This is a genomic window from Janthinobacterium sp. GW460-12-1-14-LB5, from assembly GCF_059423585.1.
Genome location: NZ_JBWKYD010000029.1, coordinates 59,202 through 75,422, shown reverse-complemented (window position 1 = coordinate 75,422; position 16,221 = coordinate 59,202). Strand labels below are relative to the sequence as shown.

The window sequence follows — 16,221 nt, the reverse complement described above, 5'->3', positions numbered from 1 at the left end:
ATACCGGACGGGGATTCACCCGCCCTCCCGGCCCACCAGGCCCACTTTCAGGTAGCCGGCCTGGCGCAGGGCATCCATCACGCCCAGCACGTCTTCATACGCGGCTTGCTTGTCGGCCTGGAAAAACAGGGTGCGCTGGCGGTCGCCGCCCGTCTGCGCGTCGAGCCGGCTGCCCAGTTGCTCGCGCGCCACGGGCGACTCGCCCAGATACAGGCTGCGGTCGGCCTTCAGGGAGACGAACAGGGGCTTGTCGGGACGCGGCTCGGGCTTGGCCGTGGCGGCCGGCAAGTCGATCTTCAGGTCGACGGTGGCCAGCGGCGAGACCACCATGAAGATGATCAGCAGCACCAGCATCACGTCGATGAAGGGCGTGACATTGATCTCGCTCAACTCCGGCATGTCGGCCGCGTCGTCGTCCGGCGAAGGAAAAAGAGACGCCATGCTCAGGCCTGCTGGCGCATGTCGAGGTCGCGGCTGAGCATCAGCAGCACTTGCGCGGAAGCGGCGCGCAGCTGCGCCTTGACCTGATTGATGCCGCGACTCAAGACGTTGTAGATGACGATGGCGGGAATCGCCGCTACCAGGCCCAGCGCTGTCGCCAGCAAGGCTTCCGCGATACCGGGCGCGACGGTGGCCAGATTCGTGCTCTGGCTGGCGGCGATGCCGATGAAACTGTTCATGATGCCCCACACGGTGCCGAACAGGCCGACGAAGGGCGCCACGGCGCCTATGCTGGCCAGCAAGCCGATGCCTTGCGTCATGCTGCGCACCTGCTGCGCAATGAACTGTTCCTGGCGAAAGCCTGCCCGTTCCTTCAGGGCCGCCGCCGGTGCATTGGCGTGCGACAGGTTCAGTTCCTGCTGCACGTCATCGAGCAGCTGCTGCGCCAGCGAGGCGGCACCGGCACCCTCCGCTTTGGCGGCCGCGTCCGGCAAGGACGTGGCCGTCTTCAGCACGGCGACGGCTTGCGCCGCCGCGCGCCGCGCTTGCAGCAAGCTGGCGCCCTTCACCAGCAAGACCACCCAGGTGGCCAGCGCGGCGATCAACAAACCGATGAGCACGCTTTTCACCACCTGGTCGGCGGCGAAAAACATGCCCAGCGGCGACATATCGTGCGGCAAGGCGGACGCTTGTGCGCCGGAATGAAAGATGGAAAGAAACACGCCGCCAGCAGCGGCTTTGAGACAGGAAATACGCATGGAAGCTTCAACAGGTAAGAAAAATCGGACGGACTACCTGGCTGCTGCGAAGAGACTTGCTGGGGAGGAGTGCCGGGCTGAACGCCCGGCGGAGATGCAATGACTTAGTTGGCGCTGGCGATGGCGGGCGCCGCCACCGGCGTGTACCAGACGAAATCGGCCTGTGGCGCCTGCACCGTGGCGCCCTGCCGCGCCAGCACCAGCACCAGCGGCGCGGGGCCGCCCGTCAAGTCCTGCACGTGCAGCGGCACGCCCAGATCCTTGTGCGCGTGGTAGGCGCCGGCGATCAGCAGGGCCGGCGCGGGCGCGGCCAGCAGGCGCTCGGCCATGCGGCGGTCGCGCTGCTGCTGCACCGACAGCATGGCGGCCAGGCGCGGCGCGTCGATCTGGTTGTCATGCATCACGCGGATGATGTCTTTCAGTTTGTCATGCACCTTGCCATCATTGGCCAGGTTCGAATGCTTGCCCTGCACGGCCGGCTTGTCGACAAACAATTGCTTGATCTCGCTGCGGTTCAGGTTGGCCGACCAGACGGGATACGGCGCGCGCATCACGGTCATCACCAGGTCGCCATATTGCGGCCACTTCCAGCCCGGCTGCCAGGCCAGCAGCTCGGCCACGTGCTCGGGGCGCACGACGGGGTCCGTCTGCAGCCACGGCTTGACCTTGTCCACCTTGGCTTGCTGGTCCGGGTTCAGCATTTCCAGCAGCACGCTGCCTTGCGGACGCTGGCCCTGCAATTGCTGCAGCAGCCACTGCTCGATCCGGTGGTGGCTGAGCTGATCATGCTGCTCGCCCACGATGACGCGCGGGGCGGCGGCCAGCTGGGCCAGCAATTGATCGGCAGTCACGCGCTGGCCACTGCGCAGGTCGACGATCTCGCCCAGCTGGCGCACGTCTTGCGCCGTGGCGGCGGAGGACGTGCCAGTGGCGGGCGCAACGCTGCTGCAGGCGCTCAGCGCCAGCACGCAGGCGGGCAGGACGGCGGCGAGGGACAGGGGAAATCTCATGGGCATGGCCTTTCGGGGGGAAGCACGCATTGCAAAATAACTACTGGCGGGCATTCTAATAGAAATGATTCTCATTTGCAACCCATGCATGGCGCACCATGCGCAATTTTTTACAACTGGCAAAAATAGTGCTTCGGTGAAATCCCCGGGCGCGGAGTAGAATAAAAAAAACGGAGGACTTGCGTGAATCAAACTGACCAGTTGGCGGTACTGAAAAAACCGCTGCCAGAATCTCTTGCTGCCGTACTTTCCCTGATCTTTGCCGACCGCTTTTCCATGACGCAAGCCATGCGCGCACACCATGGCCGCGACGAGTCGAGCTATCCCCCGATGCTGCCGGACGCCGTCATCTTCGCCCACTCCACCGAGGAAGTGGCGGCCGCCGTCAAGCTGTGCAGCGCGCACGACGTGCCCGTCATCGCCTACGGCAGCGGCACCTCGCTCGAAGGCCACGTGCTGGCCCTGCATGGCGGCGTGACGATTGATCTGTCGCAAATGAATCACATGGTAGCAGTGCATGATGAAGACTTGACGGCCACCGTGCAGGCGGGCGTGACGCGCAAGCAGCTGAACGAGGAAATCCGCGACACGGGCCTGTTTTTCCCCATCGACCCGGGCGCGAATGCCTCGCTGGGCGGCATGGCGGCCACGCGCGCGTCCGGCACGAACGCCGTGCGCTACGGCACCATGCGCGAAAACGTGCTGGCCCTGACGGTGGTCACGGCCGATGGCCGCATCATCAGGACGGGGACCCGGGCGAAAAAATCATCGGCCGGCTACGACCTGACGCGTCTATTTGTCGGCAGCGAAGGAACCTTGGGCATCATCACGGAAGTGACCGTAAAACTGTATCCGCTGCCGGAAGCGATCTCGGCGGCCGTGTGTTCGTTTCCCGGCACGGGCGAAGCCGTCAGCGCCGTGATCCAGACCATCCAGATGGGTATTCCTGTGGCACGGGTCGAGTTTCTCGATGAAAATGGCGTCAAGGCCATCAATGCCTACGACAAGATGGCGTTGCCGGAAAAGCCGCTGTTGCTGTTTGAATTCCACGGCACACCGGCCAGCGTGGCCGAGCAGGCGCAACTGGTGCAAACCATCACGGCGGAACATGGCGCCAGCGATTTCGAGTGGGCCAGCCGCCCCGAAGACCGCTCGCGCCTGTGGGCTGCGCGCCACAACGCATATTTCGCCCTGCTGCAGATGCGCCCCGGCAGCCGCGCCATTTCCACCGACTGCTGCGTGCCGATTTCGCGCCTGGCCGAATGCATCCTCGCCACCAAGGCCGATTGCGAAGCGCAGGGCCTCGTCTACGCCATCATCGGCCACGTGGGCGACGGCAATTTCCACGTGCAGATGCTGGTCGACCCCGACGACCCGGCCGACATCGCCCGCGCGGAAAAGGTCAACAGCGACATGGTCACGCGCGCCATCGGCATGGATGGCACCTGCACGGGAGAACACGGCGTGGGCATGCACAAGATGGCTTTCCTGGTGGAAGAACATGGCGAGGGCGCCATCGACACCATGCGCGCCCTCAAGCACGCGCTGGATCCGAAGAACATCATGAATCCGGGCAAGATCGTGCGCTGGTAATCAGGCCGTCCATTCCATGCGCATCGGCACGAAGGCGATGCCATCCATTTCCACCTTCGGCCCCGTGGCGACAAAGCCCAGGCTTTCATACAGGGGCAAGGCATACAGCGAGGAATTGACGGTAAACGCCGTCACATCGGCCCTGGCCAGCGACGCATCGCGGGCTGCCTGCCACAGGCGGCGCGCCATGCCGCGCCGGTGCAGGGAGCGCGGCACGAACATGTGGAACAGATGCGTGTTGTCGCGCATGGCCACGACGCCGGCCAGTACGCCGTCGATATGCGCCAGTTGATACGCATAGCGTGTCTGCGACAGATAGCCTTCGATGGCGGGCCGGCGGCAATGTTCGATGAACTTTTCCGCCCCCGCGCCATCGGGGTGCAGGGTCAGAAAGGGCATCAGGTCGTCGATCAGGGCGACGATGGCGGGCGCGTCGGCGACCAGGGCGGGGCGCAGTGTCGGTTCGGGTAAAGTAGTCATATGACAATCATGCCACCGCCTGGGCGATGTTGACAAGCCTCAACAAAAATCGCGACTGCTCGTGCGCAAGCGCCCCAGCAAGTGCGACATGTCGACCAGGCGCTTGGCTACCAGGTTGCGCACGATGCCCTCGCGCTGCCACACGCCGTACACGCCCAGCAGCGGCGCGCTCAGCACTTCGCGCCGCTGGCTTTCCACCAGGTCGGGCCAGACGATGACGTTGACGGTGCCCGTCTCGTCTTCCAGGGTCATGAAGATGACGCCCTTGGCCGTGCCCGGACGCTGGCGCACGGTGACGATGCCGCAGGCGCGCGCCAGTTGGCCATCCGTGTAGCTGGCCAGCGTCGCGGCGGGCAGAAAGCGTTCCTCCAGCAACTGTGCGCGCAGCAGCGCCAGCGGGTGGCGGCCCAGGGTCAGGCCTTGCGCGCGGTAGTCGCTGACGATGCTTTCGCCTTCCGTCGGCGCGGCCAGCACGGGCAAGTCTTCCTCCGGCGTGGTGGCACGCAATAAATCCCTGTCCGGCACGGCGCCCACCGCCTGCCACAGCGCCGCGCGCCGGTGCCCGGCCAGCGCATGCAGGGCGTTGCCGGCGGCCAACACCTGCAAATCATGGCGATCCAGGCCGCCACGGCGGGCCAGGTCGGCCACGTCGGCAAAGGCGGCGATGGCGCGCGCATCCTCGATGCGTTGGGCCGCGTCCGCGCGCATGCCGAACAGGCTGTTCAAGCCCAGGCGCACGGCCGGAGCATCCCCCTCCAGCGCAGCCTCCCAGCCGCTGACGGCCACGTCGACGGGCAGCACCTGCACGCCATGGCGGCGGCCATCCTGCACCAGTTGCGAGGGGCTGTAAAAGCCCATGGGCTGGCTGTTGAGCAAGGCGCACAGGAAGGCGGCCGGTTCGTGGCATTTCAGCCAGGAACTGGCGTACGTGAGCAAGGCGAAACTGGCCGCGTGCGACTCGGGAAAACCGTATTCGCCGAAACCTTCGATCTGGCTGAAGATGGCCTCGGCAAATACTTTCTCGTAGCCATTGTCCACCATGGCGTCGACGATGCGGTCATGGTAATTGTTCATGCCGCCCTTGCGTTTCCAGGCCGCCATGGCGCGCCGCAACTGGTCCGCTTCGCCGGGCGTGAAATCGGCCGCGATGATGGCCACCTGCATCACTTGCTCCTGGAAGATCGGGATGCCCAGGGTGCGCCCCAGCGCCTTTTCCAGGCCCTTCGGATACTCGACTGGCTCCTTCTGCTGGCGCCGCTGCAGATACGGATGCACCATGCCGCCCTGGATGGGCCCGGGACGCACCAGCGCCACTTCGATGACGAGGTCGTAGAATTCACGGGGCCGCAGCCGGGGCAGCATGCTCATCTGCGCGCGCGACTCGATCTGGAACACGCCGATGGTGTCCGCCTCGCACATCATGTCGTAGGTAGCGGGGTCTTCGGCGGGAATATCCTGCAAACGAAATTCCTCACCGCGCCGCCCACTCACCAGTTCCAGGGCGCGGCGCAAGGCCGACAACATGCCCAGCGCCAGCACGTCGACCTTCATCAAGCCCAGTTCTTCCAGGTCGTTCTTGTCCCACTCGATGACGCTGCGCTCGGCCATGCTGGCATTTTCAATCGGCACCAGGCGCGACAATTTTCCTTGCGCGATGACAAAGCCGCCCGGATGCTGCGACAGGTGGCGGGGAAAGCCCAGCAATTGCTGCGCCAGTCCCGCCCACTGCTGCGACAGTTCCGCCTCCGGGTCGAGCCCGCATTCGGCCAGGCGCTCCAGCAGATCGCGCTTGCCGTCGAACCAGCGATGCGCCTTGGCCACCTTTTCCACGATGGCCAGGTCGATCCCCAGCGCCCGGCCGCTGTCGCGCAAGGCGCTTTTGGGCCGGTAGCTGATCACCACGGCGGCCAGCGCGGCCCGCTCGCGGCCATATTTGCCGTAGATATATTGGATGACCTCTTCGCGCCGCTGGTGCTCGAAATCGACGTCGATGTCGGGCGGCTCGTTGCGCTCGCGCGACATGAAACGCCCGACCAGGCAATTGCCGCGCGCAGGGTCCACTTCCGTGATGTGCAGGCAATAGCAGACGGCCGAATTGGCGGCCGAACCCCGGCCTTGGCACAGGATGTTTTGCGAGCGCGCAAAGCGCACGATGTCGTAGACGGTCAAAAAGTACGCTTCGTAGGAAAGATCCCGGATCAGCTCCAGCTCCTGCTCGATCTGCTGCTGCACGTTGGCCGGAATACCGAGCGGAAAGCGCATGCGCGCGCCCGCATACGTTTCTTCGCGCAGATACGTCGCCGGCGTGTGGCCGTGCGGCACCAACTCGACGGGATAGTCATAGCGCAGGCTGTCGAGCGAAAACGTGCACTGACCCGCAATGCGCACGGTTTCCGCCAGTACTTGCGGCGGATACACATTGGCCAGGCGCAAACGCGCGCGCAAATGCTGCTCCGCGTTTTGCGCCAGCGCATAGCCGCACTCGCCCACGGGTTTGCCCACGCGGATCGCGCACAACGTGTCGAGCAGGGGCTTGCGCGACCGCACGTGCATGCACACATGGCCGACGGCCACCACGGGCAAGCCCAGCGCCTGCCCCGCCTCTTGCACGGCGCCGCGGTGCGCGTCATCCTGCGCCCGCTGCAGCAGGTTCAGGCCGATCCAGCTGCGCTCGCTGCCAAAAGTAGCCACCATCCACTCTCCCTGCGCGCGCACGGTTTCCGCCTTGGCCGGATAGCCAGGCAGCAAGATCATCAGGCAGCCGGGCAGCCCCCGCAAATGGGCAAACTCCGGCGATGGCACGGTGAAATCGTCCGGCGTCAACAGATAGCGCCCCTTGGCCGCCCGCGTGCGCGCCATGGTGATCAGTTCCGACAGGTTGCCGTAACCGTCGATATCGCGCACCAGCGCCAGCAGGGACGGCCCCGGACTGCCGTCGGCCTGCGTCAAATGAAAATGCGCGCCGATAATCAGGGGAAAACCGGCCCGCTTGGCCACCGCATGGGCGCGCACGACGCCGGCCAGCGAACACTCGTCAGTAATGGCCAGCGCCTTGTAACCAAGCTGGACTGCGCGCGCCACCAGCTCTTCCGCATGCGAGGCGCCATGCAGGAAGCTGAAATTGCTCAGGCAGTACAACTCAGCATACTCGGGTAAGACGGCGCCCCACATGATCTACCTCAATACTGTATATAAACACAGTATAATATACTCATCCTGAATCAAGTAACCGGTTCTAGTCGGATAGTATTCATTTTGATGGGCGCACGGAACGTCTGCCGGCCTGCGCTTGGCTTTGGCCTGTCGCATGACAGATCACATTGATAGTCCGGTAAATCAGTTAGCAACTATGCGGAACTCCGTCGCTGTGGCTACGGGGCGAACTTGATTTCGCTCCCGTTTCAATTCCACGATGCCGTAATTGGACATTGTTTTCAATGTGCGTGACAGGTTGCTCGGTTTACGGCCCGTTATCTCAGCCAATGCAGAGATGGATTCCGGTTGCGTTTCCAGAATCACGTGCAACAACGCCCGGTTTTCGTCGCTCAGGACTTCCGCCAGCGATTTGATCGAAGTGAACCAGACCTTGGGCTCATCCTCCTCCGGTTTATATATGCCGCGAGCGATGGCGAGCACGCGTTCGCGGATTTTCTCTTGCGGCATGATGCCAATAAAAATCGGTTTCATTGCTTTTTTACCTCCAGCAAAATGCGATCCACGTCAGCAAAGAAATCATTGATGAGATGCTGTGCATCCTTGAATTCGTATGGCACGCCCTGATCTGACGGATGCCGGTGTTTATGGTCGAATGCCACGATACGTCCCGCATATTTGAATTTCTTTGGCGGCTTTACCATGTGCGCATTGTCGTAACCGAGGATGCGTTTGCCATATGGTTCATGCAGCGTCAGCGAGTAGCGTATGCCATGAGGAATCTCATCCGATACCTCCGTCCGCCTGGCTTCTATCTTGATCCAATAACCGCCATCCTGGTCGAGGATGGAGCCATCCAGGTCCAGCAATGTATCAATGGCAGGATCGATCCGCATGCGGGAAGTATATCATCTGTTGATATGCCGATTCCACGAAAGCCTCAATAACTGCAGCCTTTGACTCCATCCGGCCAAGACATCGAGAAGCTTTGTACCTATTTTCGTTTATGCTGGTGTTTTACCTTTTGCATCGACCGCCATGATCGTCCACTTATTAAAATGTTTCGGCGCCGCCCCCGGTGGCGGCAATGCGGCGCTGGTCGTGGAGAACGACGGCAGCGGCGAAACGGCGCGCCAGTCCTTCGCCCGCGAGCGGCAAGTGAGCGCCTGCGTCTTCATCGACCGGCAGGCGGACGGCGGCATCGTGCTCGACTATTTTTATCCGCACACGCGCAGCCCCCTGTGCCTGCACGCCACCCTGGCCGCCGCGCATGTGCTGCTGACGGCGCCCGGCGCCCCGGCAACCTTGACGGTGAGCACGGCCATGCGCGGGCAAGCCTTGCAGCTGGTGCGCCGCGCGGAAGGGCTATTCATTGGCTTGACTTCGCAGCCGGCACCGACCGTCATGCTGGAAAAATATATCCCGTCCGAACTCATGGGCCAGCACATGCACTTGCTGTCGCCGCCCGTCATCGCCTCCGTCGGCAGCCCGAAGCTGCTGCTGGAAGTGGCCGACCGCACCACCCTGCGCGCCTTGCGGCCGAACCTGGAACTGATCGCCGACTGGAGCGCCCTGCACCAGGTCAGCGGCTGCTACGTGTATTGCCGCACGGGCGAGAGCGAATATGAAGGGCGCAACTTCAACCACCGCGATCCGGCCCTGGAAGACAGCGCCACGGGCGTGGCGGCGGGCGCGCTGGCGGCGCATCTGCAACAGTCGCTGCGCCTGCATCAGGGCCACGTGACGCAGCAGCCGTGTCTGATCGAGGTGCAATACAGCGCAGACGTAATCTGGGTGGGCGGCATGGTGCAACGCAGCACCTGAATGGAGCATTGCGCACCAGTACAAGGCAAGCCAGGCAGCGGCAAAAAGATAATCAACCAGGAAACAACAGTTACGGCAAATTTGTAATAACAAAACAAAGTATCGCTGGTGAATGCTGAAATGATGGCACTAGAATCAAGTCACGAATCTTGCTCATCAGCCACTTGGAGACACTGCGTGCCGACCCTTACCACCTTGCGTAAAGCCATCCTCATCAGCCTGTACGGCAGCGCCGCCCTGGCCGCCTTCAGTCCCGCCGCCATGGCCCAGAGCACGGAAGCGGCCGCCACGGACGGTCCCGTGCAAACGGTCAGCGTGGTCGGCTCGCGCCGCGTCGCCAGTTCCGCCACCGACACCATGGTGCCGGTCGATATCATCCCGATTTCCCGGGTGGCCGAGCAAGGCGGCCAGTTTGATCTGGCGCAATCGCTGCAATACATTTCGCCCTCGTTCAACTCCACGCGCCAGACGGGTGCCGACGGGGCCGACCTGATCGATTCGGCCGCCCTGCGCGGCCTCGGTTCCGACCAGACCCTCGTGCTGGTGAACGGTAAGCGGCGCCACACGACGGCCCTGGTCAACCTGTTCGGCGCGCGCAACCGCGGCAACACGGGCACGGACATGAATGCGATTCCTTTGCTGGCGATCAAGAACGTGCAAGTGCTGCGCGACGGTGCCGCCGCCCAGTACGGCTCGGACGCCATTGCCGGCGTGATCGACATCGAACTGAAGAAAAGCCTGGGCTGCGAAGCGGTGGCCGGCTACAGCCAGTATTCCGAAGGCGACGGCAAGAATTACATGACCTCCGCCTACTGCGGCATCGCGCTGGGCGACAAGGGCACGCTGGCCATCACGGGCGAATACCTGGACCGGGGCCGCTCGAACCGCGCCGACGCGGACAGCATGCGCATCATCGGCGACACCAAGTCCAAGAACAAAACCCTGTACCTGAATGGCGACTACGCCACCAGCCCCACGGGCAAGCTGTACTTCACGGCCGGCGCGCAGACGCGCGACGCATCGAGCGCCGCATTCGGCCGGGGCGGCATCGGCAGCGACGACATTCCATCGCGCAATTCCGCCGCCATGTATCCGGACGGCTTCGTACCCTTCATTAACGGCAAGATCGACGACCAGTACGCCACCATCGGCCACCGCAGCCAGATCGGCGAATGGCATGCTGACTTTTCGCAAACCTATGGCTACAACAAGATGCGCTACGACATCAGCCATACCTTGAATGCCTCGATCGCCAACCTCGACTTGATGAACGGCGGCAAGGGCGTCAGCGCCAGCAACTTTGACGCGGGCGGCTTCTCGTTCCAGCAGCTGACCAGCAACGCCGATTTCAGCCGCTACTACGACACGGTACTGAGCGGCATGAACGTGGCCTTCGGCGCCGAGTACCGCAGCGAGGAATACAAGATCATGGCCGGCGAGCCGAACTCCTACATCGATGCCGACGGCGTGGGCATGGGCGGCAATGCGGGCAGCCAGGGCTTTCCCGGCTTCCAGCCCGGCGACGCCACCAAGGCCAAGCGCCACAGCATCGCCGCGTATGCCGATGTGGAACTGGACTGGACGGAACGCCTGAAAACCCAGGCGGCCCTGCGCTACGAAAAATTCAGCGATTTCGGCTCCACCGTGACGGGCAAGCTGGCCGCCAGCTATAAAGTGGCGCCGAACGTGCTGCTGCGCGGCTCGGCCAGCACTGGTTTCCGTGCGCCATCGTTGCAGCAAGTGTATTTCTCGTCCACCTTCACCGACTTCATCGGCGGCGTGCCCACCGACGTGGTGCTGGCGCCGAACGGCGGCGCCGTCGCCAACGCGGCCGGCATTCCCAAGTTGAAAGAGGAAAAATCTACCAGCTTTACGTTCGGCACCACCTGGACGCCGACGCAAGCCATTTCCGTGACGGCCGACTTGTACAACATCAAGATCAAGGACCGCATCGTGCTGTCGGGCCGCTTCAATGCCGACAACTACCCGGACCTGGCCGCGCGCCTGGCCTTGCTGGGCGTGGGCGAGGCGCAATTCTTCGTCAACTCCATCGACACGCGCACGCGCGGCCTCGACCTGACGGCCTCGCACAAGGGAGAATTCGCCGGCAGCCGCCTGAACACCTTCCTGGCCTTGAACCTGAGCAAGACGGAAGTGACGAAGGTCAAGACGCCCGCCTCGCTGACGGGCTTTGAAGACGTGCTGCTGTCCGAGCGCGAACGCCTGTTCATCGAACAGGGCGGCCCCCGTTCGAAAGCCACGCTGGGCTTCGATTACATCACGGGCAAGCTGGAGTCGGACTTGCGCATCATCTACTTTGGCCCGCAAACCCTGGGCACCTTCAGCGGCACGGCTGAAGGCGTGCCGAACGCCCGCTACGCGGCCAAGACGTCCGCCGACCTGAGCTTTACCTACAGCATCAACAAGAATACCAAGCTGACCTTCGGCGGCAACAACATCTTCAACGTCAAGCCCACCACGCAAAACGCGGACGAAACGGATAACGGCTTCAAATACGACAGCGTGCAGTTCGGCCTGAACGGCGCCTCGTATTTCGGACGGCTGTGGGTGAAGTTCTGATCACCGTGTCCGCCTGAAGCAACAGCGGCTGCGCCAGCATGGGCAGCCGCTGTTTTTTTAGGCGGGCGGCAATATACTCACGTCCGCGCAGCACGACCAAGGCCAACATCGCACTACGACGCGAGCTCGTCCATCACAGCTTGCGATTTTTGTATATCAGCAAGAATAATCATATAGATAACGTTCTGTGCGATAGGTGAAAAGCCATGAACTATCATGCCTGCATCATTGCCCCAGTGGCTCCCGGCCAGCACGGCCGCAGTGAACAATCTTTGTCCCGCGGCGGAAAGCAAGGATAATAGCGGCTAACTCATAAGCACAGTATTGGATTACCTCATGGAAATTAAAGTCAACTTTCTCGACAAGCTGCGTCTCGAAGCCAAGTTCGACGATTTTACGGTCATCGCCGACCAGCCCATCCGCTACAAGGGCGATGGCTCGGCGCCCGGCCCGTTCGATTACTTTTTGGCATCATCGGCACTGTGCGCGGCCTACTTCGTGAAGTTGTATTGCGATACGCGCAATATTTCCACGGAAAATATCCGCCTGTCGCAAAACAATATCGTCGATCCGGAAAACCGCTACCAGCAGATTTTCAAGATCCAGGTCGAGTTGCCGGCCGATATCTCGGCCAAGGACCGCCAGGGCATCCTGCGCTCGATCGACCGTTGCACTGTGAAAAAAGTGGTGCAAACGGGCCCCGAATTCGTCATTGAAGAAGTCGCGAACCTGGATGCCGATGCGCAATCCTTGCTGATGCTCAATCCGGCCAGCGAAGCCAGCACCTATATTGTAGGCAAGGATTTGCCGCTGGAACAGACCATCGCCAATATGTCTGGCCTGTTGGCGGGCCTGGGCATCAAGATTGAAATCGCCTCGTGGCGCAACATCATTCCCAACGTATGGTCGCTGCATATCCGCGACGCGCATTCGCCCATGTGTTTTACCAACGGCAAGGGCGCGACCAAGGAAAGCGCGCTGGCGTCGGCCCTGGGCGAGTATATCGAGCGCCTCAGCAACAACCATTTCTACGCCGGGTCATTCTGGGGCGAGGACATCGCCAACGCGGATTTTGTCCATTACCCGAACGAGCGCTGGTTCAAGCCGGGCCGCAAGGATGCGCTGCCGAAGGAGATTCTCGACGCATACTGCCGCGACATCTACGATGCCGATGGCGAGCTGCGCGGCTCGCACCTGGTCGACACCAACTCCGGCAATGCCGAGCGCGGCATCTGCTCGCTGCCGTATGTGCGCCAGTCCGACGGCGAGGTCGTGTATTTCCCGTCGAACCTGATTGAAAACTTGTATGTCAGCAATGGCATGAGCGCCGGTAATACTTTGGTCGAAGCCCAAGTGCAATGTCTGTCGGAAATTTTCGAGCGGGCCGTCAAGCGCGAAATCATCGAAGGCGAAATCGCCCTGCCCGACGTGCCGCAGGAAGTGCTGGCGAAATACCCGGGCATCCTGGCCGGCATACAGGGCCTGGAAGAACAGGGTTTCCCCGTGCTGGTAAAAGATGCGTCGCTGGGCGGCGTGTACCCGGTGATGTGCGTCACCCTGATGAACCCGCGCACGGGCGGCGTGTTTGCCTCGTTCGGCGCGCACCCGAGCCTGGAAGTGGCGCTCGAGCGCAGCCTGACGGAATTGCTGCAGGGCCGCAGCTTCGAAGGCTTGAACGACTTGCCGCAACCCACGTTTGCCAGCGAAGCCGTCACCGAGCCGAACAACTTCGTCGAGCACTTCATCGATTCGAGCGGCATCGTCTCGTGGCGCTTCTTCAGCGCCAAGGCCGATTACGATTTTGTCGAATGGGATTTTTCCGGCCATGGCGAAAACTCGAATGCCGAGGAAGCGGCGACCCTGTTCGGCATCCTCGCCGGCATGGGCAAGGAAGTGTACACGGCCGTGTATGACCAGCTGGGCGCCACCGCCTGCCGCATCCTCGTGCCCGGTTATTCGGAAGTGTATCCAGTCGAAGATTTGATCTGGGACAACACCAACAAGGCGCTGCTGTTCCGCGCCGACATCCTGAACCTGCATAAGCTGGACGATGCCGGCCTGGAAGACTTGCTCGACCGGCTGGAAAACAGCGAACTCGACGAGTACGGCGACATCGCCACCCTGATCGGCATCGAGTTTGACGAAAACACGGTGTGGGGCCAGCTGACGACCCTGGAATTGAAGCTGCTGATTCATCTCGCCTTGCAGCAATTCGAGGAAGCGAAAGAACTGGTGGAAACCTTCCTGCAGTACAACGACAACACGCTCGAGCGCAAGCTGTTCTATCAAGCCTTGAACGTGGTGCTGGAAGTGGAACTCGACGACGAGCTGGAACTGGACGATTACGTCGTCAATTTCCGCCGCATGTTTGGCAACGACCGCATGGACGCGGTGCTGGGCTCGGTAGATGGCAGCGTGCGCTTCTTCGGCCTGACCCCGACCAGCATGCAGCTGGAAGGCCTCGACCGGCACCAGCGCCTGATCGACAGCTTCAAGAAACTGCACGCGGCGCGCGCCAGGGCGGCGGCGGCCTGATCTGGAAACGATGCCATGGCCACACTGGAATTCTGGTTCGATTTCGGCAGCAACTACAGCTACCTGAGCGCCATGCGCATCGACGCGCTGGCGCGTGAAAAGCAGGTGCAAGTGATCTGGAAACCCTTCCTGCTGGGCGTCGTCTTCAAGGCGCTGGGCTGGGAGACGTCGCCGTTCGTCTTGCAAAAAATCAAGGGCGACTACACGTGGCGCGACATGGCGCGCCAGTGTGAAAAGTACGGTTTGCCATGGCAGCAACCGGGCGTCTTCCCCCGCACGGCGCTGCTGCCCATGCGCGTGGCGCTGATCGGCGCGGACCAGGGCTGGATTGCGCCCTTTGCGCGCCGCATGATGGCGATGAATTTCGCCGAAGACCGCGACATCGACAACCTCGAAGCCGTCAGCGAGGCTTTGCAGGAACTGGGCCTCGATGCGCGCGCCATCCTGGCGCTGGCTTTGACGCAGGACAACAAGCTACGGCTGCGCCGCCAGACCGAGCAGGCACAAGCGCTGAAGCTGTTCGGCGCCCCCAGCTTCATCAGTCATGGGGAATTATTCTGGGGCAACGACCGGCTCGACGATGCGCTGGCGCATGCCGCCGCCCGCCCCTGACGAGCATCAGCCGGCCAGCGCCGCGATTTCCTTCTGCATGTTTTCAATGGCCCGTTCGTTGTATTGGTCGGCAAAGTATGCATCGCCGAACAGCTGGCCCGCCTGCGCCTTGCCGCACAAATGCTGCAGCGCCAGGCCCCGCTGCTCGTTGAAGCGCGCGGGATCCACGTGCGCGTATTCGCGCACGATGGCTTGCGTGTAGGCGTGATATACCTCCTCGTCCTGGCCCAGGATGGCCAGGTCGGCGCTGAGCATGGCGTCTTTCAGCGCGTGGCTGATGCCCGGTCCCTGGAAATGGTCGGTGGCGCGTATCAATTGCGCCACATCAAGGTTGTCGCCCGCATCGAGGCCGCTGGCCAGCCACAGCTGGGCACTGGCCTCTTCGCTGGAATACAGGGCGTCTTCGTCGTGGCTGTAGACGGCGTCGTGGAACCAGAACGCTTTCTTGACCAGCGCGCTGTCGCGCTTGGGCGCATAGGTATTGTCGGCCCACACGCGGATCTCGGACAGGCCGTGCACCAGGTGGTCGAGATTGTGATAGTGGCGGTCCTCGCCGCCGTAAGCCTGCGGCCCCGTCAGGTGCGCGAACCAGTGGTCCGCCAGCGCGATGTCGGCCTGCGAGGCGGTCGCGTAGTGCCACAGCGCTTCCCACTCCTTGCGCAGGCAGTCGAGTATCCACGCCTGGTAGGCGGGGCCGGGGACGAATTTCTTCATGGTCCAGTTCCAGCCGACGGGGCCTTCCAGCGCCTTGACGAAGCTGGAGCTGACGGAGCCGAGGTCGCGCGGCGGCATGACGAAAATCGTCTTGGCGCCCTGCAGCACGTCCACATTCGTTTGCTGGATCAGGTTTTCATAGTCGAAATCGGCCGTCGTGCGGATGCCGCGGATCAGGTAGTCGCAGCCGTGCTTTTTCGCCGCGCGCGCCGTGTAGTCGCCCTTGACGATGACCACCTGCACATTCTCCCAGCCGCACTCGCGCGCGCTCTGCTCGATGATGCGCTTGCGGTCTTCGGCCGGGAACTGCGGCTTCTTGGCGGGGTTTTGCGACAGGAACACGATCACCTCGTCGGCGAGCGAACGCGCCTCGCCGATCACCCACATGTGGCCGTTGGTGATGGGATCGAGGGTTCCTGAAAAGCCGATCTTCTGCATGCTGCGCTCCGTTTGCTTGATTGCTTATTGCGCAGACAATATATGCCAGCGGCGCGCGCGTCAATGCAACATGCCAAAGATCA

The 16,221-nt window shown here is 62.4% G+C and carries 13 protein-coding genes; 5 read left to right on the top strand and 8 right to left on the bottom strand.

Features of this window, described 5'->3' with window-relative positions; all coding sequences use genetic code 11:
• Positions 1-15: 15 nt before the first annotated feature.
• The 3 genes from exbD to AC07X6_RS24615 all read right to left on the bottom strand — a co-directional run bounded on the left by exbD (position 16) and on the right by AC07X6_RS24615 (position 2,209).
• Entirely contained in the window at positions 16-441 is a 426-nt protein-coding gene (gene exbD, locus AC07X6_RS24625) for a TonB system transport protein ExbD (protein ID WP_494792687.1), read from the bottom strand.
• Positions 442-443: 2 nt separating this feature from the next.
• Positions 444-1,199, bottom strand: a complete 756-nt coding sequence (gene exbB, locus AC07X6_RS24620; RefSeq protein WP_494792686.1) for a tonB-system energizer ExbB — start codon at positions 1,197-1,199, stop codon at positions 444-446.
• Positions 1,200-1,303: 104 nt separating this feature from the next.
• Positions 1,304-2,209 carry a ChaN family lipoprotein gene (locus AC07X6_RS24615; RefSeq protein WP_494792685.1) on the bottom strand — a complete coding sequence of 302 codons (906 nt, stop codon included), beginning with the start codon at positions 2,207-2,209 and terminating at the stop codon, positions 1,304-1,306.
• A 183-nt stretch (positions 2,210-2,392) separates the two neighbouring features.
• On the opposite strand from AC07X6_RS24615, the gene AC07X6_RS24610 reads away from it, so the two are divergent.
• Positions 2,393-3,802, top strand: a complete 1,410-nt coding sequence (locus AC07X6_RS24610; protein WP_494792684.1) for an FAD-binding oxidoreductase — start codon at positions 2,393-2,395, stop codon at positions 3,800-3,802.
• Here the strand turns inward: AC07X6_RS24610 and AC07X6_RS24605 are convergent, their stop codons facing one another.
• From AC07X6_RS24605 to AC07X6_RS24590, 4 genes are all read right to left on the bottom strand, one after another.
• Positions 3,803-4,282, bottom strand: a complete 480-nt coding sequence (locus AC07X6_RS24605) for a GNAT family N-acetyltransferase (RefSeq protein ID WP_494792683.1) — start codon at positions 4,280-4,282, stop codon at positions 3,803-3,805.
• A 39-nt stretch (positions 4,283-4,321) separates the two neighbouring features.
• Positions 4,322-7,453, bottom strand: coding sequence for an error-prone DNA polymerase (locus AC07X6_RS24600; protein WP_494792682.1), 3,132 nt, complete (start codon positions 7,451-7,453; stop codon positions 4,322-4,324).
• Between the two features lie 165 nt (positions 7,454-7,618).
• Positions 7,619-7,969 (bottom strand): HVO_A0114 family putative DNA-binding protein, encoded by a 351-nt coding sequence (locus AC07X6_RS24595; RefSeq protein ID WP_230541176.1) that lies wholly within the window; start codon positions 7,967-7,969, stop codon positions 7,619-7,621.
• Positions 7,966-8,331, bottom strand: a complete 366-nt coding sequence (locus tag AC07X6_RS24590; RefSeq protein WP_474292343.1) for a toxin-antitoxin system TumE family protein — start codon at positions 8,329-8,331, stop codon at positions 7,966-7,968. Before AC07X6_RS24590 ends, AC07X6_RS24595 begins: the two co-directional genes overlap by 4 nt.
• A 142-nt stretch (positions 8,332-8,473) precedes the next feature.
• Between AC07X6_RS24590 and AC07X6_RS24585 the strand changes: the two genes are divergently transcribed.
• The 4 genes from AC07X6_RS24585 (at position 8,474) to AC07X6_RS24570 (ending at position 14,986) form a co-directional block, all read left to right on the top strand.
• Complete coding sequence (locus AC07X6_RS24585) at positions 8,474-9,259, top strand: PhzF family phenazine biosynthesis protein (protein WP_494792681.1); 786 nt, start codon at positions 8,474-8,476, stop codon at positions 9,257-9,259.
• 177 nt (positions 9,260-9,436) lie between these two features.
• On the top strand, positions 9,437-11,839 hold the full coding sequence (locus AC07X6_RS24580) for a TonB-dependent receptor plug domain-containing protein (RefSeq protein WP_494792680.1): 2,403 nt from the start codon (positions 9,437-9,439) through the stop codon (positions 11,837-11,839).
• Positions 11,840-12,175: 336 nt separating this feature from the next.
• On the top strand, positions 12,176-14,374 hold the full coding sequence (locus AC07X6_RS24575) for an OsmC domain/YcaO domain-containing protein (protein WP_494792679.1): 2,199 nt from the start codon (positions 12,176-12,178) through the stop codon (positions 14,372-14,374).
• A 15-nt stretch (positions 14,375-14,389) separates the two neighbouring features.
• Positions 14,390-14,986, top strand: a complete 597-nt coding sequence (locus tag AC07X6_RS24570; protein WP_494792678.1) for a 2-hydroxychromene-2-carboxylate isomerase — start codon at positions 14,390-14,392, stop codon at positions 14,984-14,986.
• Positions 14,987-14,992: 6 nt separating this feature from the next.
• Here the strand turns inward: AC07X6_RS24570 and coaD are convergent, their stop codons facing one another.
• Positions 14,993-16,138 carry a pantetheine-phosphate adenylyltransferase gene (gene coaD, locus AC07X6_RS24565; RefSeq protein WP_494792677.1) on the bottom strand — a complete coding sequence of 382 codons (1,146 nt, stop codon included), beginning with the start codon at positions 16,136-16,138 and terminating at the stop codon, positions 14,993-14,995.
• Positions 16,139-16,221 lie beyond the last annotated feature (83 nt).

Bases quoted from the DNA above. Each gene is read 5' to 3' on its own strand.
- exbD (WP_494792687.1), bottom strand. From the start codon at position 441: ATGGCGTCTCTTTTTCCTTCGCCGGACGACGACGCGGCCGACATGCCG.
- exbB (WP_494792686.1), bottom strand. From the start codon at position 1,199: ATGCGTATTTCCTGTCTCAAAGCCGCTGCTGGCGGCGTGTTTCTTTCC.
- AC07X6_RS24615 (WP_494792685.1), bottom strand. From the start codon at position 2,209: ATGAGATTTCCCCTGTCCCTCGCCGCCGTCCTGCCCGCCTGCGTGCTG.
- AC07X6_RS24605 (WP_494792683.1), bottom strand. From the start codon at position 4,282: ATGACTACTTTACCCGAACCGACACTGCGCCCCGCCCTGGTCGCCGAC.
- AC07X6_RS24600 (WP_494792682.1), bottom strand. From the start codon at position 7,453: ATGTGGGGCGCCGTCTTACCCGAGTATGCTGAGTTGTACTGCCTGAGC.
- AC07X6_RS24595 (WP_230541176.1), bottom strand. From the start codon at position 7,969: ATGAAACCGATTTTTATTGGCATCATGCCGCAAGAGAAAATCCGCGAA.
- AC07X6_RS24590 (WP_474292343.1), bottom strand. From the start codon at position 8,331: ATGCGGATCGATCCTGCCATTGATACATTGCTGGACCTGGATGGCTCC.
- AC07X6_RS24585 (WP_494792681.1), top strand. From the start codon at position 8,474: ATGATCGTCCACTTATTAAAATGTTTCGGCGCCGCCCCCGGTGGCGGC.
- AC07X6_RS24575 (WP_494792679.1), top strand. From the start codon at position 12,176: ATGGAAATTAAAGTCAACTTTCTCGACAAGCTGCGTCTCGAAGCCAAG.
- AC07X6_RS24570 (WP_494792678.1), top strand. From the start codon at position 14,390: ATGGCCACACTGGAATTCTGGTTCGATTTCGGCAGCAACTACAGCTAC.
- coaD (WP_494792677.1), bottom strand. From the start codon at position 16,138: ATGCAGAAGATCGGCTTTTCAGGAACCCTCGATCCCATCACCAACGGC.